The following is a 24,814-nucleotide window of genomic DNA, read 5'->3' on the forward strand; positions in this document are numbered from 1 at the left end:
CTGAACCGTAACGTACGGTACTGGACCTTTCCCCCGCATGAGCGAGCCCGCGGCCGAGACGCAGAGCGAGACGCTGACCGCAAGGCAGCAGGCGGTGCTCGATGCCGTGCTCAGCCTGATGGTGGAGAAGGGCGACCATCTCACCATGACGGCGGTGGCGCGCCGGGCGAGCTGCTCCAAGGAAACGCTCTACAAATGGTTCGGCGACCGCGAGGGGCTGCTGACCGCGACGGTGCAATGGCAGGCCTCGAAGGTGAGAGCGGGGAATTTCGACCGCCAGAAGCTCGATGCCGGCGCCCTGCGCGAGAGCCTGAAGCGCTTCGCCACCAATTGGCTCGAGGTGATCTCCAGCCCGACCTCGATCGCGCTCAACCGCATCGGCATCAGCCAGGCGGCGGCCCGCAACGGCAATCTCGGTTCGATCGTGCTGGCCAATGGCCGCTTCGCCATCGGCGAGCGCCTGAAGCCGGTGCTCGATGCCGGGCGGGAGGCCGGGCTCATCGCCTTCGACGATACCGAGGCCGCCTTCCGCACGCTGTTCGGCCTTGTTGGGCGCGACGTGCAGGTGCGCCTGCTGTTGGGCGATACGCTGACCCTCAGCAAGGCCGAGATCGCCCGCGACGCCGAGCGCGCCGCCGAACAGTTTCTCACCCTCTACGGCACGGCGCAGAGCGCGCCGGGCCGGGACAAGTCCAACGCGTGACATAAGGAGACACCCATGCGCGTTTATTACGATCGTGATGCCGACATCAACCTGATCAAGGGCAAGAAGGTCTGCATCGTGGGCTACGGCTCGCAGGGCCATGCCCATGCGCTGAACCTGCGCGATTCCGGCGTCAAGGACGTCATCATCGCGCTGAAGGCCGGCTCGGCCACCCGCAAGAAGGCGGAAGAGGCCGGCTTCAAGGTGATGACCCCGTCCGAGGCCGCCAAGGTCTCCGACGTCATGATGATGCTGACCCCCGACGAGCTGCAGGGCGACATCTATCGCGACGAGCTGCACGCCAACATGAAGGAAGGCGCTGCGCTGCTCTTCGCGCACGGCCTCAACGTGCATTTCAACCTGATCGAGCCGCGCAAGGACCTCGACGTGCTGATGGTCGCGCCGAAGGGCCCCGGCCACACCGTCCGTTCCGAGTATCAGCGCGGCGGCGGCGTGCCGACCCTGATCGCGATCCATCAGGACGCGACCGGCAACGCCCATGACCTCGGCCTGTCCTATGCCTCGGCCAATGGCGGCGGCCGCGCCGGCATCATCGAGACCACCTTCAAGGAAGAGTGCGAGACCGATCTCTTCGGCGAGCAGGTCGTGCTCTGCGGCGGCCTGGTCGAGCTGATCAAGGCCGGCTACGAGACGCTGACCGAGGCCGGCTACGCTCCCGAGATGGCCTATTTCGAGTGCCTCCACGAGGTGAAGCTGATCGTCGACCTCATCTATGAGGGCGGCATCGCCAACATGAACTACTCGATCTCGAACACCGCCGAGTACGGCGAGTACGTCACCGGTCCGCGCATCATCACGGCCGAGACCAAGGCCGAGATGAAGCGCGTGCTGACCGACATCCAGTCGGGCAAGTTCACCCGCGACTGGATGCTCGAGAACAAGGTCAACCAGACCTCGTTCAAGGCGACCCGTGCCCGCTACGCCGCCCATCCGATCGAGGAAGTCGGCGCCAAGCTCCGCGACATGATGCCGTGGATCAAGGCCAAGGCCCTGGTCGACAAGACCAAGAACTGAGCCGATCCACGGTTCTTGGTTTTGCGACGGTCCGGCTGGCGCCAGACCTTTGGGATCAAGGCCAAGGCCCTGGTCGACAAGACCAAGAACTGAGGCAAATGCCGGACGTCGCGAGCGGGTTCGTCATCCTGCGAAGCTGAGTCCGGAACCGCTTCCAACCGCTTGAAAATGCATGGAACGGGCGCTCGCAAGGGCGCCCGTTTCGCATGGACGGGGCCGCGATGGGAACCGCTTTCCGCGGCGGGCGTTTATGTTCCAGTCGATACCCGCAAGGAGCGTACGATGACCCATCAGGACGAGCTGAGACACGGGGCGATCGAGCGGCTGCACCGGCGCCATGCCCGTCGCGGGCTCGCCGATGTCGCAAAGCCCGTATCTTGGGGCGATCCGCTCTTCATCCTGCTGCTGGGCAGTTTTCTCGTGGTCACGCTGCTGGCGAATGTGCTGACGCGCGCTATCGGCGGCTGACAGGGCTCGAACGAGCGGAGGCGACGATGCAAGACGACGTCAGGGAACGCGAGGCGCGCATTCCGGAGAGCGGTGGCCAGCCGATCCCGCCGATGCGGGCTGATGTCCATTCCGATGTCGATCCGGCGGTCGAGACCCCGGTTGAAGCAAGACAAGGCTTTCTCGATCGGCCCGTGCTGGTCGTCCTGATCGTGGGCCTGATGCTCGCGGTTGTCGGCTGGTTCGCGGTCGGGATGTGGGCCTACTGAGCGGGCGCCAGGCGTCCCCGCAGAAATGTTCCATGACGAAACAGTCGAGGCTGAACAGAGGGAGGCGATGATGACACCGATCCGATCGATGCCTGCGTCCCAGGGCTTTCAGTTCAAGTTCGCGTATCTGGTTCTGGGCGCTTCTTTTACCTTGCTGACAATGGTTGTCCTGGGCCTGCTGTAGACGCTCGGGACGCCAATCCGCGTTGCGAAGGGCAGGCCGTGTCGCAATTTTCGGCGAGCAAGCTCCTGGACAGCGAGATCGTGCTGGTGCGCGATGTCGTGTGCTCAGGCGAATGCCGGCACCGCAGCGACGAGGAATGCACTCACGCGACCCATCTGGTTTTCCCCTATCGCGGCGTCTTCGTGCGCCATGTCGGGCGCGACGACACGGTCGCGGAAAGCAACCAGGTCCTCTTCTTCAATCCCTATGAGGGCTACCAGGTCAGCCACCCGGTTCCGGGCGGCGATGCCTGCCTCGATCTGCGCCTCAGCGAAGAGACTTTGCATGAGCTCGCGCCGGCAGAGCTGCTGCGCGCCGGCACGGTCGCCTTCCTGACGCAACGCCGACGGATCGATCCGCGTGCGCAGGCGCTCATGGCCCTGCTGCGATACAGCCTGCAGCGCGGCGTCGCCGAGCCGCTCGAAGCGGAGACGCTGGCGCTGACCCTGGTGCGGCGAGCGCTGGGCGAACGCACCTCGCATGCCGCTGGTGCGTCCATCGGTCGGCGCAAGCTGGTTGACCGGGCGAAGCTGGTGATGGCGTCCGATCTCGCCCGGCGTTGGACGCTGGCCGAGATCGCGCGCGAGGTCGGTGTCTCGCCGGTCTACCTCACTCAGGTCTTCGCCCAGGTCGAGGCGGTGCCGCTCTACCGCTATCAGCTGCGCCTGCGGCTGGGGCGGGCGCTGGACCTGCTCGGCGAATATGATGACCTGACCCAGCTCGGGCTCGAGCTCGGCTTCTCCAGCCACAGCCATTTCAGCGCCGCCTTCCGGCAGGCTTACGGTCGCACGCCGGCGGAGTTCCAGCGTTCGCTCAATCTCCGCTGACACAGGCTGTCACGGATCGCGAAAGATTCTGACAGCAGCTGTCAGCAGGAAAGTGTCCTCTTCCGTCATCACAACCGACGGAGACAGGTCATGATCAGCTTCATCATCGGATCGGCCAAGCCCGTATTCGCGGCGGCCGATATTCTCGGACGGATTCTTGGCGGGATCGGCCACTGGCTGCAGGCGCGCCGCGACTATCGCACCCTCTGCGACATGAGCGAGCGCGATCTGCGCGATCTCGGTTTGCGCGACAGCGATCTGCGCGACGCGACGGCCGCCCCCTTCTTCGGCGACCCGACCGCGATCATCTCGCTGCGTGCCGAGGAGCGCCGCGGCTTGGCGGGAGGGGAAAGTGTCGACGCAGTCCTGCGCGGCCTGAGCGCGGGAGCGCCAGCGCGGCCGGAGCGGATCGCTAAAGAATCCGACAGCGCCGGAAGCGGCCGGATGGTCTTTCTCAGGGCGGCCGAATGAGCGGCCAACGAGAAGGAGGAAGGCGATGAGTGGAACCTGCGCAGCCTGCGATTGCGAGCTCGACGAGAACCCGATCAAGGTCACGGTCGGCGGCAATACGGTCGAGGTCTGCTGTGACGACTGCGCCCAGGCGCTGCGGGAGGCGGATGCCTCGCAAGCGCAGGCGAGCGGGCACTAGCTTGCCGCAAAACGAAAAAGCCGGCCGCGGAAGCGGCCGGCTCTTCTATTTCGATTGGGATCAGAAGGTGACCTTGTCCTTGATCTCGGCTTCGACATTCGAGGGCAGGGTGCCGCGTTTCACCAGATCGGCGAAATCCTTGAACTTCGCCTTGCCGCGCTCCTCGATGATCTTCTTGGCGCGGGCCTCGCCGATGCCCTTCAGCGTGTCGAGCTCGGCCGCGGTCGCCGTGTTGATGTTGATCTTCTTGGCCTGCGTGGCGCTGGGCTGCGCGGCCGCCGGAGTGGCAGGCTTTGCGGACGGCGCGGCCTGCGTCGCCGGAGCTGCCGGGGCGGTGACCGGAGCGGCGGGCTTGGCCGCGGGAGCCGGCTGCGTCGCCGTCTGGGCGAAGGCCTGGCCGCCCATGGCGGCAAGGGCGACGAAGGGGATCAGAAAACGGGACATCGTCATAGCAAAGACCTCGTTTAGGTCGGTCCGGATCGTCACGTCCAACGGGAGCCGGGTCCCTCCGTCGGACGACGCTGACGGCGTGGGGCCGTTCAGCGTGCCGTGTCGGGCTCGCCATGGTGGCGCGCCGCGATGCGACGATGCGAATAGACGTCTTTCGAATTGAACGGCCGCAGAATGGCGCGTTCACCCGGCAGTCAGGTTTCCGGCGCCTTCAGCGGGCGAGGAATTCGCTGAGCCGGCCGACGCCGTAGAGCAGCCCGAAGCCCCAGGCGAAGGAAGCGAGCCAGTTCGCGAGCTGGAACTGCCAGAACGGCATGCTCACGAGGCCAGCGACGATGGCGATGACCGCGCGCAGCGGGCCGAAGAAGTGGCCGATCACGATGCTGAGGCTGCCCCAGCGCTCGAAGAAGGCGTGGCCGCGATCCAGCAATTGCGGGTTCTTGTTGAAGGGCCAGTGGTCATGGACGCGCGGGCCCAGGAGCAGCCCCGCCCAATAGGACACCCAGAAGCCGCTGCCGGCGCCGAGCGAGGCCGCGAAGGCCAGCGGCACGAGGTTGAGGCCCGAGGCCCCGGCGACGGCGCCGAAAGTGGTGAAGAACACCGTGGCTGGCACGAGCCAGGACAGGATCGCGACGCATTCGGCGAAGGCGACGGCGAAGACGATGGGAATCGCCCATTGCTGATGCACCTGCATGAACTCCACGAGCGCCTTCATGGCTTGTTCGAGGTCGGCCATGGCGTTCGCTTAGGCTCCGGTCAATCGAGGGCAGCGCTGGCATATGACCGTGTCGATCGAACGATGCAAGCGACGGGCGGCCGCAGGGGCAGTGGCCGACCCCATCGGACGGGCGCCTGCTATCGGGTAGCGCCCCGGCCACGTTGCCTTCCCCGAACGATCGCCTATTAATTCCGACAACGCTGAAGAATGGATGGGCCGCGCGACAGGCCGGCCGACGGGGAAACGGATTTCATGGAGTTGCAGGATCGCCCGCCTGCCGTTGCGGCGGGAGCAGAGCCGGTTTCGTCGAATGGTCCGGCCGTCGCGCTCGGACAGGTCGACATCACCTTCCATCTCGCGAATGGCGGCCGCTACCAGGCGGTGAAGGGCATCGACCTCAAGGTTGCGCCCGGCGAGTTCGTCTCCATCGTCGGCCCGACCGGCTGCGGCAAGTCGACCCTGCTCAACGCGGCGGCCGGCCTGCTCGCGCCCTCGGCCGGCAAGGTCGAGATCTTCGGCAAGCCCTTGGCCGGGCTCAACCGCCGCGCCGGCTATCTCTTCCAGCAGGACGCGCTGATGCCGTGGAAGACGGCGCTGGAGAACGTCAAGGTCGCGCTGGAACCGATGGGCATTGCCGACCGCGAGGCGGACAGCCGCGCCCGCGAATGGCTGGCGCGTGTCGGGCTTCGCACCTTCGTCGACCGCTATCCGCACATGCTCTCCGGCGGGCAGCGCAAGCGCGTCAGCCTCGCGCAGATGCTGATCCGCAATCCCGAGATCCTGCTGATGGACGAGCCTTTCGGTCCGCTCGACGCGCAGACGCGGCAGATCATGGGCAATCTGCTGCTCGACCTCTGGTCGCGCGACCGCAAGGCGCTGATGTTCGTGACGCATGATCTGGAGGAGGCGATCGCGCTTTCCGACCGCGTCGTGGTGATGTCGGCCGGGCCGGCGGCGGGGATCGTCGCCGACTACAAGGTCGACCTGCCGCGGCCGCGCGACATCGCGGATATCAGGCTGGAGAAGGCCTTCCACGAGATCCATCGCGATATCTGGTCGTCGCTGCGGATCGAGGTGCAGAAGGCCTATGCGATGGGCGAGGGGCGCGAGCTCGTCGGAGGAGACGCATCATGAAGCGGATGAAGCTCCTCTCGCTGCAGATCCTGGTGATGGTCGTCTTCCTGGCCGTCTGGCATGTGATGACCACCACGAGCCTGTTCGGCGACATCAAGACGAGCCAGTTCTTCTTCTCGACGCCATGGGCGGTGCTCGCCCGCACCGTCAAGGAGCTCACCGGCCCCAGCATCTACTGGCATCTCGGCATCACCCTGACCGAGACGGTGCTGGCCTTCGTCATCGGCTCCGCCGCCGGCATCCTGTTCGGCTTCGCTTTCGCGCGAAACGAGCTGCTCTCGGCGGTGTTCGACCCCTATATCAAGGCGGCGAACGCGCTGCCCCGCGTGGTGCTGGCGCCGATCTTCGCGCTCTGGTTCGGGCTCGGCATCTGGTCGAAGGTGGCGCTCGGCTTCACGCTCGTCTTCTTCATCGTGTTCTTCAACGTCTATCAGGGCGTGCGTGAGGTCTCGCCGACGATCCTCGCCAATGCGCGGATGCTGGGCATGAACGAGCGCCAGCTCTTCAAGCATGTCTACTGGCCCTCGGCGCTGACCTGGATGTTCTCCAGCTTGCACACCTCGGTCGGCTTCGCGCTGGTCGGCGCGGTGGTCGGCGAATATCTCGGCTCCTCGGCTGGGCTCGGCTACAAGATCCACGAGGCGGAGAGCGTCTTCGACGTCACCGGCGTCTTCGCCGGCATGCTGATCCTCGCCATCTTCGTTATCGCGATCGACGCGCTGGTGACGCTGGTCGAGCGGCGGCTCCTGGTCTGGCGCCCGACGCAGAGCACGACGACCACAACGTAAGGCGAGTTGCCGCCCCGGGCTCATCTCGCCTATCGTCATGCCCAAGCGCCTGCCAGAAGCGCCTTTCCCAACCGGAGGTTACGCCATGAAACTGACCCGCCGCGACGCGCTGGCCGCGCTCGCCGCTTCCACCGCCATCGGCATCGCCCCTCATGCCGCCTTCGCGCAGGTGGCCGAGAAGCCGAAGCTCACGCTCGGCGTCGGCGGCAAGCCGCTGCTCTACTATCTTCCGCTGACGGTCGCGGAGAAGAAGGGCTACTTCAAGGAGCAGGGGCTCGAGGTCGAGATCAACGATTTCGGCGGTGGCGCGAAGTCGCTGCAGGCCCTCGTCGGTGGCTCGGTCGATGTCGTGACGGGCGCCTATGAGCACACCATCCGCATGCAGGCGAAGGGGCAGGACATCCGCGCCGTCATCGAGCTCGGCCGTTTTCCCGCCATCACCATCGCCGTGCGCAAGGATCTCGCCGACAAGGTCAAGTCCGCGGCCGATTTCAAGGGGCTGAAGATCGGCGTCACCGCGCCGGGCTCCTCGACCTCGCTGACGGCGCAATACGCCATGGTCAAGGCGGGCCTGAAGGCCGACGACGCCGCCATGATCGGCATCGGCGCGGGCGCCAGCGCCGTGGCCGCGATCAAGCAGAAGCAGGTCGACGTGATCTCGCATCTCGACCCGGTGACCTCGAAGCTCGAGGCCGATGGCGACATCGTCGTGCTGATCGACACCCGCACCGAAGCGGGAACCAAGGCGCTGTTTGGCGGCTCGAACCCGGCGGCGGTGCTCTATCTCAAGAACGATTTCGCCGAGAAGAACCCGGTCACGACGCAGAAGCTGGTCAACGCCTTCATGAAGGCGCTGAAATGGCTCGAGACGGCCAAGCCGGAGGAGGTCGCCGATCTCGTGCCGCAGGAATATCTCCTTGGCGACCGGCCGCTCTATGTCCGCGCCGTCAAGAACTCGCAGGAGAGCTATTCGCGCACCGGCATCGCCACGCCGGACGCCATGAAGAGCATGTACGATTCGCTCAAGCTGCTCGACCCGGAACTGACCAACTCCAATGTCGACCTGTCGAAGACCTTCATCGACAGCTTCGCCAAGAAGGCGGCTTCGGGGGCGTAGGGCCCCCCGGTTTCGCGTGGACCTGTGCCGTCATTCCGGACAAGCCTGGAATGACGGCATGGGGCGGTGCTCTAGCCGCGCTTTCCGCCCACCGAGATGAAGGCCATGAGGCAGGGCTCCGGCAGCGGGTTGCGCCAGCGATGGCGGGTTCCGTTCTGCACGATGCAGTCGCCTTGCCGCAGATGGACCCTCTGCCCGTCATCGAGTTCCAGCGTCATCTCGCCGCGAACCACGACGCCGTAGTCGATCGTGTCGGATGTGTGCATGCCCGGCGCGCCGCGCTCGAAATGATCCCCCATGCGCGGGACCTTGTCGGACATTTCCTGCAGCGCGCTCTCGAAGGTGACGCCGGCCGGCGGCTTCCAGCCCTCTGGCCGCCTCGGGGGATAGGAGATCAGGCGAAACATCGTGCCCCCGGGACCGGGAAAGGCTTTCGTCCCTTCGAGCATCGGGTCCGGTTCGAGGCCGGTGAGCCCTGGCACGCCCTCGGTCATGTAGAGCTCGTAGAAGGTCAGCCCCGGATTGGAATCGATCTCCACCACCTTGGGCGTGACGTCGAAGGATTTGAACACCGACTTGCCGGCTTGGTCGCGGCCGGTCAGCGCCCGTTTGGGGGGGCGGCAGCTCGCTTGAATCCTTCGCTGTGGCGGATCGCGGTATCGCGGCCAGCGCACCGCCGCCCGCCATGACGGACAAGGCCTGGAGCAATCGGCGCCGGTCACCACCTTCCGGTCCTGCGGAGGAATGCGGCGTGTCGTCCCGGGTTTTATTCTTGTTGCGCGGCCACCAGTGCCAAGAGAACCTGCTCATCGGCGTCCTCCGCTGTTTTGATTTTTGCCGCTTTCTGCCGCGGTTTCGTTTTCGTCGGCGTCGGTCTTCTGCGATTTCTGCAATGTAAGAGTGATGCGACGTTATTATTGTGATGATTTGAATTTATCCCTGCAACTAGACCTTAGATGAATCTGAGATCTCACGCATTCGACTAAAGCCCAATAGTGTTGAGGCTCGCTTCGGGCGGATATTGTCGTGAAATGCGGCGAGAAAATTCTCGTCCGGCAAGAGACGTAGAGGTGCCTGCATGAAGCCGGATGCCGCTGCCTTCTTCGCTGAAATCATCCTGATGCTTCCGATGAGCTATTTCCTGCTGGCGGCGCCGGGTTTTCTGTTTTTCAGCCTCGACATCCCACCCGTCGCCCGGCTTCTGCGCGGCATGTTCCATGCCTATTTCCTGATGCTGGCGATTGCCGGCGGTGTCGGGGCGCTGGCTCTCGCCGTGGCGGGCCAGCCGACTTTCGTCATCGGCATCGGCGTCCTGGCCTTTGCGATCCTGGCCCGGCGCTGGTTTCTGCCGCGGATGGATGTCGAGATCGGGCAGGTTGGGGAGGCCGACAAGGCCAGCGGGACCGGCATGGGAGCCCGGCTGCGCCGGTTGCATCTGGGCGGCATGGCATGCAATGCGGCCGCGCTGGCCGCCGTGGCGAGCAGTGTCCCTTATGTCGTGGTCGCGCCGGGCTGAGCGGACGCCGTCCTCCTTCGCCCGCGCACCAGGCTGATCCTCCCTATCACCGCTTTCGATTTGCGCCTCGCGCGGGAGCGGTTAGGTTCGCGGGCTCATCGCGAACGGGGTGCCGCTTCGGACCATGAATATTCTCTCGATCCAGTCCCATGTCGCCTATGGCCATGTGGGCAATGCCTCCGCGACCTTTCCGATGCAGCGCCTCGGCGTCGATGTCTGGCCGATCCACACGGTGCAGTTCTCGAATCACACCGGCTACGGGAGCTGGAAAGGCCGGGTCTTCGATGGCGGCATGGTCGACGAGGTGATGGAGGGCATTGCCGAGCGTGGCGTGCTGCCGAACTGCGACGGCGTGATCTCCGGCTATATGGGCTCGGCCGATATCGGCCATGCCATCCTCTCGGCGGTGGAACGGGTGAAGGCGGTCAATCCCAAGGCGCTCTATTGCTGCGATCCGGTGATCGGCGATGTCGGCCGCGGCGTCTTCGTGCGGCCGGGCATTCCGGAGTTCATGCGCGAGCAGGCCGTGCCGGCCGCCGACATCGTCACGCCCAACCAGTTCGAGCTGGAATTGCTGACCGATATCGAGGTCAAGACCGTCGCCGATGCCCATCGCGCCGCCGAGGCGCTGCGCGATGCCGGGCCGAAGGTGGTGATGGTGACATCGCTCGTCACCGAGGAGACGCCCGCGGATTCGATCGACATGATGGCGGCCGACGCCAAGGGGAGCTGGCGTGTCCGCACGCCGAAGCTCGACGTCAACATCAACGGCGCGGGCGACGCCATCGCAGCACTGTTCTTCACCCATTATCTGCGCGACCAGTCGGCGGCGTCGGCGCTGAGCAAGGCGGCCTCCTCGATCTACGGGCTGCTGAAGCGGACGAAAGAGGCAGGCTCCCGCGAGATCCTCACCGTGGCGGCGCAGGACGAGTTCGTCACGCCCTCGCGGGTCTTCGCGCCGGAAGCGATCTGAGCACATCGCGATGAAGCTGCGCGTCGGCACCTTCAATGTCGAGAACCTGCTGACGCGCCATCGCTTCGAGCCGGGCGGCCGCACCGAGACGGCTGCCGCGATGTCGCTGTTCCATTTCCCGCGCGCCGATGAGCGTGACGCCGTGGAACGCTCGCTGGCGGTCGCGCTGGAGGACGACAAGCGCCAGATGACGGCGCTCGCCATCGCCGAAGCGCAGGCCGATCTCTGGATGCTGCAGGAGGTCGACTCGCTGGCGAGCCTGCAGGCCTTCTTCGCCAATTACGTCCACCGCATCGCCGATCACCGCTACGGCCATTTCACGCTGATCGACGGCAATGACCGGCGTGGTATCGACATCGGCTTCGCCGCGCGGCGCGATCTGTTCGGGCAGGGCCAGGTCACGGTGCGCTCGCATAAGGACCTGACCTTTGCCGAGGCGGGCGTCCATGACCGCGAGCTCGCCATGCTCGGCATAGGCCCGCAGGCCAAGGTCTTCGCGCGCGACTGCCTGGAGGTGGAGCTCAGCTTCAACGGGCGGCGGCTCAGCCTGTTCGGCTGCCATCTCAAGTCGATGAACAATGGCCGCGAGGACGGGCGCGAGATGACGCTGCCGGTGCGCCGCGCCGAGGCGCGGGCGGTGAAGTGGCTGATCCAGCAGCGCTTCGGCGGCGGCTGGCGCGAGACGAACTGGATCGTGCTCGGCGATCTCAACGGCTACCGTTACGGCCTCGGGCCGCTGGCCGAGGCTGTCGACGAGGGCGACAGCGGCATCGAGCCGCTGCTCGACGATTTCGCTGTTGATCCGATGGAGACGCTGCCGGCGCATGAGCGCTGGACGCATTTCCGGCGCTATTGGTCGGAAAGCCAGGACAGGCTGGTCGACAGCCATATGCCGCTCGATCGCATCCTGCTCTCGCCGGCGCTGGCGACGGCCAATGCGCGCCCTGCGATGCAGATGATCCGGCGCGGCCTGCCTTATCGCGTGCCGCTCGATCCGCGCGCGCCCGATCGTTCCATGGCGCGGCTGGCGACCTGCGCCGACCGCTATCCGCGCGTCGGCTGGGACCGTCCCAAGGCCTCCGACCATTGCCCGCTCACCATCGATCTCGAAATACCCCAGGGGTGATCCCAAGGATGCTCAGATGAAACGCCGCTTCGTCACGCTCGACGTCTTCACCACGCGCCGCCATGCCGGCAATCCGCTGGCGGTGGTGCTCCAATCGGAAGGGCTGGATACCGAGGCGATGCAGGCCATCGCACGCGAGTTCAACCTGTCGGAGACGGTCTTCGTCCTGCCGCCCGACAAGCCGGGGCATCGTGCGTCCATCCGCATCTTCACGCCGGGCGGCGAATTGCCTTTTGCGGGGCATCCGACGGTCGGCACGGCGGTCTGGCTGGCGCTTTCCGACGAGGCCGAGGGGCGCTCCGCTGATATGCTGGTGCTGGAGGAGAAGGTCGGGCTGGTCTCCTGCGCCGTCGAGGTCAAGGGCAGCCATGCCGGCCATGCCGTCTTTACCTTGCCGCGCCTACCGGAGCGGGTGGAGCAGCCGGTTGCGGATGCGCAACTGGCGGAGGCGCTCGGGCTTGATCCGGCCGATCTCGGTTTCGGCGCGCATCGGCCGAGCGCCTTCTCGGCCGGCGTCGCCTATACGATAGTGCCCGTCGCCAGCCGCGAGGTGGTCGCCCGGGCGCGGGTCGCAGGTGCTTTCGAGCGGGTGATGGCTGCGACGCCGAACGGCAATGCCTTCGTCTATTGCCGCGAGACCGCCGAGGTCGGGCACAACTACCATGCCCGCATGTTCTGGCCGGGTGCGGGTGTCGTCGAGGATCCGGCGACAGGCAGTGCCGTCGCGGCCTTCGCCGGCGCCGTCATGGCCTTCGACAAGCCCGGGGACGGCGATCATCGCCTCGTCATCGAGCAGGGCTACGAGATGGGCCGGCCGTCGCAGATCACGCTGGAACTGAGCGTGCGTGAGGGCGCATTGGTCTCGGCGCGGATCGGCGGCTCGGCCATCGTGGTCAGCGAGGGCGTGCTGTTGTGAGCGACGGCGTCGAGAACGGCACGATCGTCCGGCTCGAACGGGTCGATGCCCGGATCGAGCCCTACGACTGGGCCTATGCCCGCGAGAATGCCGAGAGCATCGCTGCGCACTGGGCCAGGATCAGCGCCGGCAAGCCGGAGATGTTCAACGGGCGCGTCATGTTGCAGAATCGTGCGGCGATCCGCGACGGCGTGTTCGAGGCCAGCTATTTCGAGACCGATTATGCGGCCTTCATGGCCTGGCGCGATGCCGGCCATCCCGGCCCCGCCATCCGCAACGGCTTCGCCATGGCGGCGCTCAGGGCTAATGACGGCGCCTTTCTCTGCGGCAGGATGGGGGAGCACACCGCCAATGCCGGCAAGGTCTATTTCGCCGCCGGCACGCCGGATCGCGAGGATGCCCGCCCCGACGGGACGCTCGACCTCGCCGGCAGCGTCACGCGCGAGCTTGGCGAGGAGACGGGATTGCGCGTCGAGGAGCTGAGCGTCGGCGCCGGCTGGACGGCGGTGATCGAGCAAGGCCGTATCGCCTTCATGCGCGAAGTGGATATCGATCTGCCGGCGGAAGCGGCGAGGGCGCTGATGCTGGAGCGCATGAAGACGCTCGACGAGGAGGAGCTCTCCGACATCGTCGTCGTGCGCGATCTCGCGGAGGCCGAAAAGCACGACATGCCGCCCTTCATGCGCCGCTATCTCGCACATATCTTCGACGGCGACTGACCCGCGCCTGTCTCACGAAAGTGTTCCGATGACCTCTGCCGAAACCGCCTATCCCGAAGCCTTGCCGCTGCCGGCCGAGAACCCTTTCGCGGCGCGCTGGGAGACGCCGTTCCGCCTGCCGCCTTTCGCCGCGATCAAGCCGGAGCATATCCGCCCGGCCTTCGATGCGGCGCTCGCCAAGCACAAGGACGAAATCGCGGCGATCGTGGCCGATCCGGCAGCGCCCGACTTCGAGAACACGATCGAGGCGCTGGAGCGGGCAGGGCGCGCGCTCTCCCGCGTCGGCGGCGTGTTCTACAATCTGACCGGCGCCGACACGAACGAGGCGCTCCAGGCGATCGAGCGCGAGATGTCGCCGATCGCCTCGCGGCACTGGTCCGCGATCATGATGAATGAGGGGCTCTTCGCCCGCGTCGATGCGGTCAATGCCAAGGGCGCGGCGCTTGGTCTGGATGCGGAACAGGCGCGGCTGCTGGAGCGGACCTACAAGGGCTTCATCCGCTCGGGCGCCAAGCTGAACCCCGAGGACAAGAAGCGCCTCGCCGCGATCAACGAGCGCCTGGCGGGGCTCGGCACCCAGTTCAGCCAGAACGTGCTGAAGGATGAATCCTCCTATGCGCTCCTGATCGAAGACGAGGCGGGCCTCGCCGGCCTGCCGGAATTCCTCAAGGCGGCGATGGCGCGCGCGGCCGCCGACCGAGGCAAGCCCGGCCAGCATGCGGTGACGCTGTCGCGCTCGATCATCGAGCCGTTCCTGACCTTCTCGACCCGGCGTGATCTGCGCGAGGAAGCCTTCATCGCCTGGAGCAAGCGCGGCGAGAATGGCGGGGAGAGCGACAACCGCGCCATCGTCGCCGAGATGGTGAAGCTGAGGGCCGAGAAGGCGAAGCTCTTGGGCTATCCGACCTTCGCGCATTTCAAGCTCGACGATGCCATGGCGAAGACGCCGGAGCATGTGCGCGGGCTCCTGGAACTGGTCTGGAAGCCGGCCAAGGCGCGCGCGGCGCGCGAAGCGGCCGAACTCGCGGCATTGGCTCAGAGCGAAGGCGAGAACGGCCCGATCCGCCCCTGGGACTGGCGCCACTATGCCGAGAAGGTCCGACAGAAGACCTATGCGCTCGATGAGGCCGTGCTGAAGCCATATCTCCAGCTCGATCGCGTCCGGCAGGCGGCGTTCGACGTCGCCGGCAAGCTGTTCGGGCTGTCCTTCGCCGAGCGGCCGGAGCTTGTGGGCTATCACCCGGATGTCCGCATCTTCGAGGTGACGGAGACGGCGAGCGGGCGCCATATCGGCCTGTTCGTCGGCGATTATTTCGCGCGTGCCTCGAAGCGCTCCGGCGCCTGGATGAGCGCCTTCCGCGGCCAGCGCAAGCTCGATGGCGAAACCCGGCCGATCATCGTCAATGTCTGCAATTTCGCGAAGCCGGCGGAGGGCGAGCCCGCGCTGCTTTCGCTCGACGACGCCCGCACGCTCTTCCACGAGTTCGGCCACGCGCTGCACGGCCTGCTCTCGGACGTGACCTATGGCTCGCTCGCCGGCACATCGGTCGCGCGCGATTTCGTGGAGCTGCCCTCGCAGCTCTACGAGCACTGGTTCCTGACGCGCGAGGTGATGCGGAACTATTGCCTGCATGCCGAGACGGGCGAGCCGATCCCGGAGGCGCTGATCGAGAAGATCGAGAAGGCCCAGACCTTCAATCAAGGGTTCTCCACCGTGGAGTACACCTCCTCGGCGCTGGTCGATCTCGCCTTCCATTCGCTGGAGGCCCCGGCCGAGGTCGATCCGCTGGCTTTCGAGGCGGAGGAACTTGCCAGGATCGGCATGCCGGCCGAGATCACCATGCGGCACCGCACGCCGCATTTCACCCATGTCTTCTCGGGCGACGGCTATTCGGCCGGCTATTACAGCTATCTCTGGTCGGAGGTGATGGATGCCGACGCCTTCAACGCCTTTATCGAGACCGGCGACGTGTTCTCTCCGGCGGTGGCCGAGAAACTGAAGCGCTACATCTATTCGGCCGGCGATACGCGCGATGCGGCAGAGGCCTACACGCTCTTCCGCGGCCGGCTGCCGACGCCGGATGCGCTGCTGGAGAAGCGGGGGCTGGCGGCGTAAACAACGCATTTCGTCATGGTCGGGCTTGTCCCGACCATCCACGTCTTCGCTGGTCGAGCGTTGCGTTCAAGACGTGGATGCTCGCCACAAGGACGAGCATGACGGCGGAGGTTTTGCGACTCAACCCGGATAGCCGAATTTCGTCTTGGTCGCGTGGAGCTGGCCCAGGGCTGCTCCCTCGTTCCCGGCGGAACAGGTCGCGCTGGCGCGGCTGAGATCGGCGCTGGCGCGATCATGCACGCTCTTCGTCGTGTGGCCGATGGCGACGTCGTTGTCGAGCACGGCCTGGAAGCGGGCGATCTCGCCGGCGCAGCCGCTGCCAGTCGGCATATGGAAGGTCGAGGGCGTCACGCCCGGCGCTGCCTGTTCAGGCGGCGGGGCGGGCGGTGTCGCGACGGAAGCCGTCTGGCAGGCCGACAGCAGGATGGCGGAGAATGCAAGAACAGGCAGATGGCGCATCGGAAAACTCCGCAGATGCAAGTCGGGCCGACGATGTCTGATTCTCGCGATCAGTGAAATCGCGCGGCCGCTCGACCCGCTCTCTATTGCGGCATGACGACGGAGAGGCGGGGAGCGGTCGCCTTTTCGTCGGGGCCGACGATCGCCGGGACCCGGTTCGCGATGGGCTTCAGGCTCTTGAGATAGGCAGCGAGCGCGAAAGCGTCGGCATCGTTCAGCTTGCCATAGGCCTTGTAGGGCATGGCGGGAGCGAGGATGCGGCCGTCGGGCCGGGTTCCCAGGCGGACGGCCTTGACGATGTCGGCCTCCGACCAGGAGCCCAGCCCCGTCTCATGGTCGGATGTGAGATTGGGCGGAAAGAAGGTGCCGAGGCCCGGAATGTGAAAGCCGACCTCCGATCCCGCCAGCCGCCGTTGCATGTCGGGCTTGCCGAGAAAGATGCCGGGCGTGTGGCAGCCGGCGCAATCCATGATGTTCGCGAGGTATTCGCCGCGCCTCAGCTTCTCCTGCGATGGGGCCGTCTGCGCGGTGAGGGCCGCCGGCACCGCGAGGGCAAAGAGGGTGAGCGCGCCCAAGATCGCTTGCCGCATGACTGTCCCCAGCGCTCGAACCGGTCGCCCGACCGGACTTCGCCCGTCCGGTCCCGTCAACCTCCCGGCATAGGTGACGTTGGGGCAGCTTAGCATTGCTCCAATCTTCGGGAAAGAAGGGCAGCGGCTCCGCCTGGCCCAAAATCTAGTCGTGTTCGGGGATGAAGAGGGCCAGCACGGTGAAGACCGCCGCGGCCGCCGCCGCGAGCCAGATCGCGTCCAGCCCGATCCGGCCATGGGCCACGGCGCCCATGATCGCGCCGCCGAGCAGGCCGAGCCAGAGGATGAAATGGCGCAGGAAGGCGAGCTTCGGCCCGCCGAGCAGGGCGCCGGCGATGCGCTGGCCCATCTTCACCAGCGTGCCGGTCATGTAGGTCAGCCCGATCGAGACCTCGCCGTCGCGCTGGAAGACGCCGTTCTCGGCGCCCATGGCCAGCGCCAGGACGCCGGCTCCGGCCATGCTCAGGCCCAACCTGTCGAGCGAGGCCGAGATCAGGAGGGCGAGGGTCACGAAGGCCAGCACCGACGCCTTGCGCCGTCGATGCCCGAAATGCCCGGCGAGCGAGCCGCAGATGACGCCGCCGACGAAGAGCCCGAGGATCATCGCCGCCAGCGCGATGCCACCGGCATGGCGCCCCGCGAGCTCGATCGCGAAGCGGGTCGTGTTGCCGCTCATGAAAGAGACGAAGAAGCCGCCGAGACTGAGGAAGCCGAGCGCGTCGACGAAGCCGGCAAGGCCGGTGAGGCAGAAGGCGAGCCCGATGGCGGGGCGGTCGTAGCGCATCATGGGCGCGGGTCTCCGGCAGCGCGAGGCCGGGTCTCCAGCGCGGCGCGACCGCCGGCCGAATCGCGCAACGGCAGCATAATCCACAGAGGGCCTCTGTCATTTGTCCTGCGAGGCATGAGACACATGCTTGCGCTCGGGCGGTTCTTTCGGTTACATCCTGTCCCGTCGATTTGAGGAACGCCCGTGGTCTCGACCGCCCGCCATGACCTGACGAAGGACTGCGCCGCTGCGCAGATCGTCGGCATGTGCGCTCGCGCTCCGCTCTCGCTTCTTGGCCTTCTTCTCCTTAGCCGCCCCTGAGGGCCGGCCGGGCATGCTGCCTGGGCGCTCAGGGGATTGACGAGAACCGCCAATAGAAACCCCGCGCCCTCATCGACCGCAGCGGCGCACCGACACCGGAAGCAGACCATGACGAACCCGACCCAGACCGGCGGCTCCTCGAAAGAGCGCGTGCTGATTTTCGACACCACCTTGCGCGACGGTGAGCAGTGCCCGGGCGCCACCATGACCTTCGAGGAGAAGCTGGAGGTCGCCGATGCTCTCGACATCATGGGCGTGGACATCATCGAGGCCGGCTTCCCGATCGCCTCGGAAGGCGATTTCGAGGCCGTCTCGGAGATCGCGCGTCGGCTGAAGCGCGCCACGGTTGCCGGCCTCGCCCGCGCGATCAGCGCCGATATCGCCCGCGCCGGCGAAGCGGTGCGCCATGCCGCGAAGCCGCGCATCCACACCTTCGTCTCGGTCTCGCCGATCCATCTGGAATACCAGATGCGCAAGAGCCAGCAGGAAGTGCTGGACATCATCACCGCGACGGTGACGCAGGCCCGCAACCTGGTCGAGGATGTCGAGTGGTCCGGCATGGATGCCACGCGCACGCCGATCGATTATCTCTGCCGCGCAGTCGAGACCGCGATCAAGGCCGGCGCGACCACGATCAACCTGCCCGACACGGTCGGCTATGCCACGCCCGACGAATACCGCGCCATGTTCAAGTCGGTCCGCGAGCGCGTCCCGAATGCCGACAAGGCGATCTTCTCGGCCCATTGCCACAATGATCTGGGCCTCGCGGTCGCCAATTCGCTGGCGGCGATCGAGGGCGGCGCAAGGCAGGTCGAATGCACCATCAACGGCATCGGCGAGCGCGCCGGCAATGCGGCGCTGGAAGAGATCGTGATGGCGCTGCGCGTACGCGGCGATGTGCTGCCCTACGAGACCGGGATCGACGCGACGCAGCTGATGCGCGTCTCGAAGGCGGTCTCCGGGGCCTGCTCCTTCCCGGTGCAGTACAACAAGGCGATCGTCGGCCGGAACGCCTTCGCGCATGAGAGCGGCATCCACCAGGACGGCATGCTGAAGAACAACACCACCTACGAGATCATGACGCCGGCCTCGGTCGGCGTGACCAAGACCTCGCTGGTGATGGGCAAGCATTCCGGCCGCGCCGCCTTCCGCTCCAAGCTGAAGGAGATGGGTTACGAGCTGGGCGACAACCAGCTCGAGGACGCCTTCACCCGCTTCAAGGCGCTGGCCGACCGCAAGAAGCATGTCTACGACGAGGATATCGAGGCGCTGGTCGACGAGAACATCGCGACCGCTCATGACCGGATCAAGCTGGAATCGCTGACGGTGATCGCCGGCACGCGCGGCCCGCAGCGCGCCACCATGAAGCTGGATGTCGAGGGGCGTCACGTTACCGAGGAGGTCGAGGGCAACGGGCCGATCGACGCCATCTTCAATGCGATCAAGGCGATCGTGCCGCATGAGGTGGCGCTGGAGCTCTACGACGTCCATGCCGTGACCGAGGGCACCGATGCGCTGGCCGAGGTGACGGTGCGGCTCTCGCGCGACGGCTCGTCGGTCACCGGCCGTGGCGCCGATCCGGATACGCTGGTCGCTTCGGCCAAGGCCTATCTGGTGGCGCTCAACAAGCTGATCGCGCGGGGCGGGCGCCTGCACGCACAGGCGGCAGAGTAAGGCGCAATCCCTTCTCCCCTTGCGGGAGAAGGTGGCCCGCAGGGCCGGATGAGGGGGCGCGCAGGTCCGAAAGCTGCGGTGTTCGGCTCGCGATCGGCGTCGCGAGACCCCTCACCCTGACTCTCTCCCGCAAAGGGGGAGGGGATTGCCGGGTCAAACCCGGGGTATGACGGCCGATTTCTCCTGATTCCGGTGGATGACGCCGGCGCCATCTGGCGCCGGCCCCGCTCTTGCCTTCATCTGCTCTTCCGGTGCGGTCGCTCCCCGGCGACCTGGAGCGACGCTCCAGGCTTCCTGGTAACGATCACGTTTGATCGTACTCGCATGGGTTCGCGCGAGCACGACGCGATCTTTTGGGGGAGCGATGGCGATGGGCTATTTTCCGAACTGGACCTTGAAGACCTCGGGCGCCGTGCTGCCCGATGAGCGGCTGCCGGCGGGACAAACCGTCGTCGCCGGCCTGCAGCATGTCGTCGCCATGTTCGGCTCGACCGTGCTCGCGCCGTTGCTGATGGGCTTCGACCCCAATGTCGCGATCTTCTTCTCCGGCATCGCGACGCTGCTGTTCTTCGTCATCACCCGCGGGCAGTTGCCGAGCTATCTCGGCTCCTCCTTCGCTTTCATCGGCGTCGTCCTCGCGGCGACGGGCTATGCCGGCACCGGCCCCAATCCGAATATCGGCGTGGCGCTCGGCGGCATCATCGCCTGCGGCGTGGTCTATGCGGTGATCGGCGCTATCGTGCAGGCGGTGGGCACGCGCTGGATCGAGACGCTGCTGCCGCCGGTGGTGACCGGCGCCGTCGTCGCCGCGATCGGCCTCAACCTGACCTCGGTCGCGATCGGCATGATCTCGGCCAGCCCCTATACCAAGTGGATCGCGCTCTTCACCGTCGTCGCGGTGGCGCTGGTCGCGGTCTATGGGCGCGGCCTGGCGCAGCGCCTGCCGGTGCTGATCGGCGGGCTTGCCGCCTATATCCTCTACGCGCTGACCGCGCCGAGCTTCGGCGCGCCGGCGATCGATTTCGGCAAGATCGGCGCGGCCGCCTGGTTCGGACTGCCGCATTTCGTGGCGCCGGTTTTCGACACCAAGGCGATGGCGCTGATCGTGCCGGTCGCGATCATCCTGGTCGCGGAGAATCTCGGCCATATCAAAGGCATCTCGGTGATGACCGGGCGCAATTTCGACCATCTGATCGGCCGCGGCTTCATCGCCGACGGGCTTGGCACCGTGATCGCGGGCGCCGGCGGCGGCACCGGTGTCACCACCTATGCCGAGAACATGGGCGTGATGGCGGTGACGCGGGTCTATTCGACGCTGGTCTTTGTCGCGGCCGGCATCATCGCGATCCTGCTCGGCTTCTCGCCCAAGTTCGGTGCGGTGATCGGGACGATCCCCGTCGCGGTGCTGGGCGGGCTCGCGGTCGTGGTCTTCGGCCTGATCGCCGCCACGGCGGGCCGGATCTGGGTCGAGAACAAGGTCGATTTCTCCGAGCCGAAGAACCTGATCACCGTCGCGACGGCTCTGATCCTCGGCGCGGGCGACCTCAAGCTGCCGATCTTCGGCTACGAGCTCGGCGGCATCGGCACGGCGACCTTCGGCGCGATCGCGCTCTATCACCTGCTCAACCGCCGCGCGGCGTGACAATTCACAGGCACGTCGCAGAAATTCGGCGGGCCTGCAAAATTTCTGTCATGGATGGGTGGACAGGGCGGGGGGCCTTTGCTACACGCCCCCTGCCTGACGCGGCCATCACCGCCGCGACGGCGACGCTTCGTGGCGTATGGGTGATTAGCTCAGTTGGTAGAGCAGCTGACTCTTAATCAGCGGGTCGTAGGTTCGAGCCCTACATCACCCACCACGGATTTTCCTGAAAAATCAAAAGCCTGAACTCCGGAAGGCACTGCGCCTTGCGGCGGGCCGGGGGATGAGGCGAGCCTGCGAAATCTTCGCGCGGTTCATGTCGTCGCGCGACATTCGCGCTTCCGCTTCACCGTCCCGGAACCCTCGGAAACCGGGGGCGAGCCCATTGTGCCACTGGACCGGAGGGCAGCCTCCGGCTCATGGTGGATCGGCCGGGATCGGGCAGCGAGCGGATGGGGGCGGCGGTGGAAGCGGAACAGCTTCTTCGATTGGTGATCGGCATGGCCGCCGGCCTCGTCATCGGCTGGCAGCGGACGGTGCGGCACAAGAATGTCGGCATCCGGACCTTCGGCCTCGTCGGGCTGGGGACCGCAGCGGTTTCCAGCCTGTTCAGCGAGACGCTGCATCCCGACGCGGCAAGCCGTATCGTTCAGGGCGTCCTGACCGGGATTGGTTTTCTCGGGGCCGGGCTGATCATCCGCCGCAACAACGACCTGATGCCGCACGGACTGACGACGGCGGCCGCGATCTGGGTCACGGCGGCGCTGGGCTGCGCGGCCGGACTCGGGCATTGGCAGGTCGCCGGAGCCGCGACGGTGCTGGCGCTGGTCCTGCTCTTCCTCGACCATTCGGTGGAGCGCTGGGTCGCCGGACGACCGCCGCCGCCGAAAGAGCTACGGGACGACGGCCCGAAGGCGGATTAGGAGCTTCCATTCCGGCGTGCCTGCGCGGGCGATAGGGGGCTGTCTCGGCTTGCCGGCCGGCGGCGGACGAACCTTTGCGCGATTGCGACGTTCCTTTTCCAGGAAGGTCGATCACACATGACGATATCTGCTCATGGGCTCGCTGCTGGGCCCGGTAACACTCCAGCCGTTCCCGAGCCGCCGCCGGAGGCGCCGCCATTGACGCCGGGCCAGGTGCCGCCGGCACCGCCAGTCGAGGTTCCGCCCGATGCGGAGCCGCAGGGCATCCCGACCGAGCCGCCGCCGGAGCTGCCGCCCAATGCGCCGCCGGAAGCTCCTCCGGCCACGCCTGTCGACCTGCCGCCAGGGCGCGATCCGCGCCAGCCGCAGGAGTGAGGGGCGTCCGGTCGATCTTCAGAAGACGTAGCCGACGCGCACACCGTAATTGGTCATGCCCTGATTGTCGTTGCAGAGGCCAGCGTTCGACAAATGCTCGACCGTGGCCATGACGCTCCAGTTCTGGCTGATGCGGTAGCCCAGCGAGGCGGATTCACGAAACAGAGGCGAGCAACCGAGGGCGAGCCTGTTCCGCGGAACGAAGTCGCTCGTCTTGCCATTGTGGAAGCCCAGGCCGAAGCTGGCTTCGGCGAAGAGCTTGTCGGTGAAGTCATAGGTCCAGGTGAAGCCGGCATAGACATGGCTGGTATCGCCGGCGGTGTTGATGGTGGTGCCGAGATGGATGCGCGGCACGAAGAACGCCATCACCGGATCGGCCGGCTGGAACGGCTTGACGAAGAGGAGCTCGAGATTGACGTCCGCGCTGCCGCTCTCTCGTCCGGCGGGATTATGCGCGAGAACGCCGCCACGCAGCTCAGAGATCAGGCCGACCCCGACGGCTGGCGGCGCATAGGCCAGGGGAGTTGTGAGATCAGCCGCGTTGGCGGCCTCGAAACCGAGGAGGCCGACCATAACCAAGAGCAGGACGCCCAGAGACAACTGCATAGACCGCATGCGTCGAATCCCCGCTGTGCTTCGCCAAGGCTAACAAATCTCGTGCCAGGGAGAATCGCCAAAACATGGTTTGCACTTCGTTAATGACAGGTGTGGCGCCGTCGCCACTTGTTGCAGGCGGCCGTCACTGCGGGACATGCTGCTTATGGCCGAAATCCATCACAGAACACGGCGCCTGACAACGGATCCGGGATCGGCGCCGCGGCGCTCCTCCTCGGTTCCGACCAAAGGTCGGCCCGAGGATGGTTGGCCGGGAATGTCGGTGCATTTCCCTGAAGCTCGGCAGATCTTAGAGCGCTGGCGCCTCGCCCGAGCCGATGTCCCAGTAGAGCCCGGCCATGGCGGTCAGCCCCTCGCGGGCAATAGTGACGGGCAGGTGCTCGTCCGGGGCGTGCTGCTGGCAGCCGGGATAGGAATGCGGCACCCAGATCGTGCGCAATTTCAGGACCTCGGCGAAGATGTCGTTGGGCAGGGAACCGCCGAGATTGGGCAGCAGCGCCGGCTTCTTGCCCGTGCTCTTCGCGATCGAATCGATGGTGAACTGCACCCAGGCGTCGTCCGGATCGAGCCGCGTCGCGCCGAAGCGCTCCGTGCCGGGCGTGACGATCTCGACCATCGGGAAGCCGTGGCGGTCGAGATGACGGCGCAGCGCCGGAACGACGTCATGCGGGTCGATGCCGACGACGAAGCGCAGGCCGCAGCGGGCCCAGGCGCTCGGCGGGACGGCGTTGACCGGCGTTTCCGGCACGCCGGACTTCATCGCGAGCACATCGAAGGAGCACCAGCCGAAGACCTGTTCGGCGGGCGTGAGGCCGGCCTCGCCCCAGTTCGGATCGATCTGCGGGCCGTCGGGGCCGCCATCGACCTCGCAATCGGCGACCGCGCGGCGCACCGCGGCGGGCAACTCCTTCGGCACCCATTCATGGATGCGGATCTGGCCGGTGGGCGAGGTGACCGAGGCGATGGCATGGGCGAGCTGGATCGCCGGATCGGACAGCAGCCCGCCCCAGTTGCCGGAATGGTGGCCGGCATCGCGGGCCTTGATCTGCAGGTCGAAGGTGATGACGCCGCGGGCGCCCAAGAACACCGTCGGGCGCTCGGCATTGAGGCGCGGCCCGTCCGAGGCGATCAGGATATCGGCCTTGAGCAGCTCGGCCTCGTCGGCGCAGAGCTCGCGCAGGCCGGGCGAGCCCGATTCCTCGCCCATCTCGATCAGATATTTGGCGTTGAAGCCGAGCTTGCCGCGCGTCTCCAGCACGGTGCGCAGGCCGTTCAGGTTGATGAGGTGCTGGCCCTTGTTGTCGACGACGCCGCGGCCGTACCAGCGGCCGTTCTTCTCGACGAGCTTCCAGGGTGAGAGGCCTTCGCTCCATTGCGCGTCGAGGCCGCGGATGACGTCGCCATGGCCGTAGCCGAGGATGGTTGGCAGGGCAGGGTCCTCGATGCGCTCGGCATAGAGGAAGGGGCCCTTGGCCTTGGGATGGGTCAGGATGCGGCAGGCGAAGCCGAGCTTCTCCAGCAGCGGGCGCATCTCCAGATCGAGATATTCGGAGAGGACGGGCGCGCGATCGGGGTTCTGGCTTTCGCTGGGCATCGCGACGAGGCGTGCGAGGTCGCTCTTCATGCGGCCTGAATCGAAATAGTCCTGAGCTTTCGCAATCGCCTGCGCGCGGGTCATCGTCGGTCCTCTCCCGGATTCGAGGCCGGCACAGTGCCGGTGGAC

General features: G+C 66.4%; 28 protein-coding genes and 1 tRNA gene. 21 read left to right on the forward strand and 8 right to left on the reverse strand.

What is annotated here, in order from left to right:
• Positions 1-37: 37 nt before the first annotated feature.
• From IED13_RS09210 to IED13_RS09240, 7 genes are all read left to right on the forward strand, one after another.
• Positions 38-703 (forward strand): TetR/AcrR family transcriptional regulator C-terminal domain-containing protein, encoded by a 666-nt coding sequence (locus tag IED13_RS09210; RefSeq protein WP_191123983.1) that lies wholly within the window; start codon positions 38-40, stop codon positions 701-703.
• Positions 704-718: 15 nt separating this feature from the next.
• On the forward strand, positions 719-1,738 hold the full coding sequence (gene ilvC, locus IED13_RS09215) for a ketol-acid reductoisomerase (protein ID WP_038358753.1): 1,020 nt from the start codon (positions 719-721) through the stop codon (positions 1,736-1,738).
• 282 nt (positions 1,739-2,020) lie between these two features.
• Entirely contained in the window at positions 2,021-2,206 is a 186-nt protein-coding gene (locus IED13_RS09220) for a hypothetical protein (protein ID WP_038358751.1), read from the forward strand.
• A gap of 26 nt (positions 2,207-2,232) precedes the next feature.
• Entirely contained in the window at positions 2,233-2,454 is a 222-nt protein-coding gene (locus tag IED13_RS09225) for a hypothetical protein (protein WP_191123984.1), read from the forward strand.
• Positions 2,455-2,676: 222 nt separating this feature from the next.
• Entirely contained in the window at positions 2,677-3,504 is an 828-nt protein-coding gene (locus IED13_RS09230) for a helix-turn-helix transcriptional regulator (RefSeq protein WP_191123985.1), read from the forward strand.
• A gap of 90 nt (positions 3,505-3,594) precedes the next feature.
• Positions 3,595-3,975, forward strand: coding sequence for a DUF1127 domain-containing protein (locus IED13_RS09235; RefSeq protein ID WP_191123986.1), 381 nt, complete (start codon positions 3,595-3,597; stop codon positions 3,973-3,975).
• A 25-nt stretch (positions 3,976-4,000) separates the two neighbouring features.
• Positions 4,001-4,153: a hypothetical protein gene (locus tag IED13_RS09240; RefSeq protein WP_166652992.1), complete on the forward strand. Its 153-nt coding sequence runs from the start codon at positions 4,001-4,003 to the stop codon at positions 4,151-4,153.
• 60 nt (positions 4,154-4,213) lie between these two features.
• On the opposite strand, the gene IED13_RS09245 is transcribed toward IED13_RS09240, so the two are convergent.
• The gene (locus IED13_RS09245) at positions 4,214-4,603 is read right to left on the reverse strand and encodes a ComEA family DNA-binding protein (RefSeq protein ID WP_191123987.1); all 390 of its coding nucleotides are present in this window, start codon (positions 4,601-4,603) and stop codon (positions 4,214-4,216) included.
• Positions 4,604-4,814: 211 nt separating this feature from the next.
• The gene (locus tag IED13_RS09250) at positions 4,815-5,339 is read right to left on the reverse strand and encodes a DedA family protein (RefSeq protein WP_208112885.1); all 525 of its coding nucleotides are present in this window, start codon (positions 5,337-5,339) and stop codon (positions 4,815-4,817) included.
• A gap of 234 nt (positions 5,340-5,573) precedes the next feature.
• Between IED13_RS09250 and IED13_RS09255 the strand changes: the two genes are divergently transcribed.
• From IED13_RS09255 to IED13_RS09265, 3 genes are all read left to right on the forward strand, one after another.
• Positions 5,574-6,455 (forward strand): ABC transporter ATP-binding protein, encoded by an 882-nt coding sequence (locus IED13_RS09255; protein WP_081925216.1) that lies wholly within the window; start codon positions 5,574-5,576, stop codon positions 6,453-6,455.
• Positions 6,452-7,243, forward strand: a complete 792-nt coding sequence (locus IED13_RS09260) for an ABC transporter permease (RefSeq protein ID WP_038358745.1) — start codon at positions 6,452-6,454, stop codon at positions 7,241-7,243. Before IED13_RS09255 ends, IED13_RS09260 begins: the two co-directional genes overlap by 4 nt.
• A gap of 85 nt (positions 7,244-7,328) precedes the next feature.
• Positions 7,329-8,360 (forward strand): ABC transporter substrate-binding protein, encoded by a 1,032-nt coding sequence (locus IED13_RS09265; RefSeq protein WP_191123988.1) that lies wholly within the window; start codon positions 7,329-7,331, stop codon positions 8,358-8,360.
• A gap of 71 nt (positions 8,361-8,431) precedes the next feature.
• Here the strand turns inward: IED13_RS09265 and IED13_RS29200 are convergent, their stop codons facing one another.
• A complete protein-coding gene (locus tag IED13_RS29200; protein WP_260368453.1) occupies positions 8,432-8,932 on the reverse strand; it encodes a cupin domain-containing protein in 501 nt (166 codons plus the stop codon).
• 506 nt (positions 8,933-9,438) lie between these two features.
• On the opposite strand from IED13_RS29200, the gene IED13_RS09275 reads away from it, so the two are divergent.
• The 6 genes from IED13_RS09275 to IED13_RS09300 all read left to right on the forward strand — a co-directional run bounded on the left by IED13_RS09275 (position 9,439) and on the right by IED13_RS09300 (position 15,726).
• Positions 9,439-9,876 carry a hypothetical protein gene (locus IED13_RS09275; RefSeq protein WP_133563181.1) on the forward strand — a complete coding sequence of 146 codons (438 nt, stop codon included), beginning with the start codon at positions 9,439-9,441 and terminating at the stop codon, positions 9,874-9,876.
• Positions 9,877-10,000: 124 nt separating this feature from the next.
• Positions 10,001-10,849, forward strand: a complete 849-nt coding sequence (pdxY, locus tag IED13_RS09280; protein ID WP_191123989.1) for a pyridoxal kinase PdxY — start codon at positions 10,001-10,003, stop codon at positions 10,847-10,849.
• A gap of 10 nt (positions 10,850-10,859) precedes the next feature.
• The gene (locus IED13_RS09285) at positions 10,860-11,975 is read left to right on the forward strand and encodes an endonuclease/exonuclease/phosphatase family protein (protein ID WP_191123990.1); all 1,116 of its coding nucleotides are present in this window, start codon (positions 10,860-10,862) and stop codon (positions 11,973-11,975) included.
• Positions 11,976-11,991: 16 nt separating this feature from the next.
• Positions 11,992-12,891: a PhzF family phenazine biosynthesis protein gene (locus tag IED13_RS09290; RefSeq protein ID WP_191123991.1), complete on the forward strand. Its 900-nt coding sequence runs from the start codon at positions 11,992-11,994 to the stop codon at positions 12,889-12,891.
• Positions 12,888-13,610, forward strand: a complete 723-nt coding sequence (locus tag IED13_RS09295) for an NUDIX hydrolase (RefSeq protein WP_191123992.1) — start codon at positions 12,888-12,890, stop codon at positions 13,608-13,610. The genes IED13_RS09290 and IED13_RS09295 overlap by 4 nt, the downstream gene beginning before the upstream one ends.
• Positions 13,611-13,638: 28 nt before the next feature.
• Positions 13,639-15,726 carry a M3 family metallopeptidase gene (locus IED13_RS09300; RefSeq protein ID WP_191123993.1) on the forward strand — a complete coding sequence of 696 codons (2,088 nt, stop codon included), beginning with the start codon at positions 13,639-13,641 and terminating at the stop codon, positions 15,724-15,726.
• A gap of 120 nt (positions 15,727-15,846) precedes the next feature.
• On the opposite strand, the gene IED13_RS09305 is transcribed toward IED13_RS09300, so the two are convergent.
• The 3 genes from IED13_RS09305 to IED13_RS09315 form a co-directional block, all read right to left on the reverse strand.
• Positions 15,847-16,185: a hypothetical protein gene (locus IED13_RS09305; protein ID WP_038358732.1), complete on the reverse strand. Its 339-nt coding sequence runs from the start codon at positions 16,183-16,185 to the stop codon at positions 15,847-15,849.
• 83 nt (positions 16,186-16,268) lie between these two features.
• The gene (locus IED13_RS09310; RefSeq protein WP_112764025.1) at positions 16,269-16,775 is read right to left on the reverse strand and encodes a c-type cytochrome; all 507 of its coding nucleotides are present in this window, start codon (positions 16,773-16,775) and stop codon (positions 16,269-16,271) included.
• Positions 16,776-16,920: 145 nt separating this feature from the next.
• A complete protein-coding gene (locus IED13_RS09315) occupies positions 16,921-17,562 on the reverse strand; it encodes a YoaK family protein (RefSeq protein ID WP_113252427.1) in 642 nt (213 codons plus the stop codon).
• 408 nt (positions 17,563-17,970) lie between these two features.
• Between IED13_RS09315 and IED13_RS09320 the strand changes: the two genes are divergently transcribed.
• The 5 genes from IED13_RS09320 (at position 17,971) to IED13_RS09340 (ending at position 22,476) form a co-directional block, all read left to right on the forward strand.
• The gene (locus tag IED13_RS09320) at positions 17,971-19,536 is read left to right on the forward strand and encodes a 2-isopropylmalate synthase (protein ID WP_133563193.1); all 1,566 of its coding nucleotides are present in this window, start codon (positions 17,971-17,973) and stop codon (positions 19,534-19,536) included.
• 364 nt (positions 19,537-19,900) lie between these two features.
• Complete coding sequence (locus IED13_RS09325) at positions 19,901-21,178, forward strand: solute carrier family 23 protein (RefSeq protein WP_112764028.1); 1,278 nt, start codon at positions 19,901-19,903, stop codon at positions 21,176-21,178.
• Positions 21,179-21,319: 141 nt separating this feature from the next.
• Positions 21,320-21,395 (forward strand) — tRNA-Lys (locus IED13_RS09330).
• 202 nt (positions 21,396-21,597) lie between these two features.
• Positions 21,598-22,101: an MgtC/SapB family protein gene (locus IED13_RS09335; RefSeq protein WP_248312498.1), complete on the forward strand. Its 504-nt coding sequence runs from the start codon at positions 21,598-21,600 to the stop codon at positions 22,099-22,101.
• Positions 22,102-22,218: 117 nt separating this feature from the next.
• Positions 22,219-22,476, forward strand: a complete 258-nt coding sequence (locus IED13_RS09340) for a hypothetical protein (RefSeq protein ID WP_191123994.1) — start codon at positions 22,219-22,221, stop codon at positions 22,474-22,476.
• 18 nt (positions 22,477-22,494) lie between these two features.
• Here the strand turns inward: IED13_RS09340 and IED13_RS09345 are convergent, their stop codons facing one another.
• Both IED13_RS09345 and IED13_RS09350 read right to left on the reverse strand, forming a co-directional pair.
• Complete coding sequence (locus IED13_RS09345; RefSeq protein WP_248311082.1) at positions 22,495-23,082, reverse strand: acyloxyacyl hydrolase; 588 nt, start codon at positions 23,080-23,082, stop codon at positions 22,495-22,497.
• 298 nt (positions 23,083-23,380) lie between these two features.
• Entirely contained in the window at positions 23,381-24,769 is a 1,389-nt protein-coding gene (locus tag IED13_RS09350; RefSeq protein ID WP_191123995.1) for a M20 family metallopeptidase, read from the reverse strand.
• Positions 24,770-24,814: the final 45 nt, after the last annotated feature.

Origin of the sequence: Allobosea spartocytisi (assembly GCF_014764685.1) — a bacterium.
GTDB classification, from domain to species: domain Bacteria; phylum Pseudomonadota; class Alphaproteobacteria; order Rhizobiales; family Beijerinckiaceae; genus Allobosea; species Allobosea spartocytisi.

Excerpts from the sequence above, each read along its gene's own strand:
- IED13_RS09210 (WP_191123983.1), top strand. The coding sequence starts at position 38 with ATGAGCGAGCCCGCGGCCGAGACGCAGAGCGAGACGCTGACCGCAAGG.
- ilvC (WP_038358753.1), top strand. The coding sequence starts at position 719 with ATGCGCGTTTATTACGATCGTGATGCCGACATCAACCTGATCAAGGGC.
- IED13_RS09220 (WP_038358751.1), top strand. The coding sequence starts at position 2,021 with ATGACCCATCAGGACGAGCTGAGACACGGGGCGATCGAGCGGCTGCAC.
- IED13_RS09225 (WP_191123984.1), top strand. The coding sequence starts at position 2,233 with ATGCAAGACGACGTCAGGGAACGCGAGGCGCGCATTCCGGAGAGCGGT.
- IED13_RS09235 (WP_191123986.1), top strand. The coding sequence starts at position 3,595 with ATGATCAGCTTCATCATCGGATCGGCCAAGCCCGTATTCGCGGCGGCC.
- IED13_RS09240 (WP_166652992.1), top strand. The coding sequence starts at position 4,001 with ATGAGTGGAACCTGCGCAGCCTGCGATTGCGAGCTCGACGAGAACCCG.
- IED13_RS09245 (WP_191123987.1), bottom strand. The coding sequence starts at position 4,603 with ATGACGATGTCCCGTTTTCTGATCCCCTTCGTCGCCCTTGCCGCCATG.
- IED13_RS09250 (WP_208112885.1), bottom strand. The coding sequence starts at position 5,339 with ATGGCCGACCTCGAACAAGCCATGAAGGCGCTCGTGGAGTTCATGCAG.
- IED13_RS09255 (WP_081925216.1), top strand. The coding sequence starts at position 5,574 with ATGGAGTTGCAGGATCGCCCGCCTGCCGTTGCGGCGGGAGCAGAGCCG.
- IED13_RS09260 (WP_038358745.1), top strand. The coding sequence starts at position 6,452 with ATGAAGCGGATGAAGCTCCTCTCGCTGCAGATCCTGGTGATGGTCGTC.
- IED13_RS09265 (WP_191123988.1), top strand. The coding sequence starts at position 7,329 with ATGAAACTGACCCGCCGCGACGCGCTGGCCGCGCTCGCCGCTTCCACC.
- IED13_RS09275 (WP_133563181.1), top strand. The coding sequence starts at position 9,439 with ATGAAGCCGGATGCCGCTGCCTTCTTCGCTGAAATCATCCTGATGCTT.
- pdxY (WP_191123989.1), top strand. The coding sequence starts at position 10,001 with ATGAATATTCTCTCGATCCAGTCCCATGTCGCCTATGGCCATGTGGGC.
- IED13_RS09285 (WP_191123990.1), top strand. The coding sequence starts at position 10,860 with ATGAAGCTGCGCGTCGGCACCTTCAATGTCGAGAACCTGCTGACGCGC.
- IED13_RS09290 (WP_191123991.1), top strand. The coding sequence starts at position 11,992 with ATGAAACGCCGCTTCGTCACGCTCGACGTCTTCACCACGCGCCGCCAT.
- IED13_RS09300 (WP_191123993.1), top strand. The coding sequence starts at position 13,639 with ATGACCTCTGCCGAAACCGCCTATCCCGAAGCCTTGCCGCTGCCGGCC.
- IED13_RS09305 (WP_038358732.1), bottom strand. The coding sequence starts at position 16,185 with ATGCGCCATCTGCCTGTTCTTGCATTCTCCGCCATCCTGCTGTCGGCC.
- IED13_RS09310 (WP_112764025.1), bottom strand. The coding sequence starts at position 16,775 with ATGCGGCAAGCGATCTTGGGCGCGCTCACCCTCTTTGCCCTCGCGGTG.
- IED13_RS09315 (WP_113252427.1), bottom strand. The coding sequence starts at position 17,562 with ATGATGCGCTACGACCGCCCCGCCATCGGGCTCGCCTTCTGCCTCACC.
- IED13_RS09320 (WP_133563193.1), top strand. The coding sequence starts at position 17,971 with ATGACGAACCCGACCCAGACCGGCGGCTCCTCGAAAGAGCGCGTGCTG.
- IED13_RS09325 (WP_112764028.1), top strand. The coding sequence starts at position 19,901 with ATGGCGATGGGCTATTTTCCGAACTGGACCTTGAAGACCTCGGGCGCC.
- IED13_RS09335 (WP_248312498.1), top strand. The coding sequence starts at position 21,598 with ATGGTGGATCGGCCGGGATCGGGCAGCGAGCGGATGGGGGCGGCGGTG.
- IED13_RS09340 (WP_191123994.1), top strand. The coding sequence starts at position 22,219 with ATGACGATATCTGCTCATGGGCTCGCTGCTGGGCCCGGTAACACTCCA.
- IED13_RS09345 (WP_248311082.1), bottom strand. The coding sequence starts at position 23,082 with ATGCAGTTGTCTCTGGGCGTCCTGCTCTTGGTTATGGTCGGCCTCCTC.
- IED13_RS09350 (WP_191123995.1), bottom strand. The coding sequence starts at position 24,769 with ATGACCCGCGCGCAGGCGATTGCGAAAGCTCAGGACTATTTCGATTCA.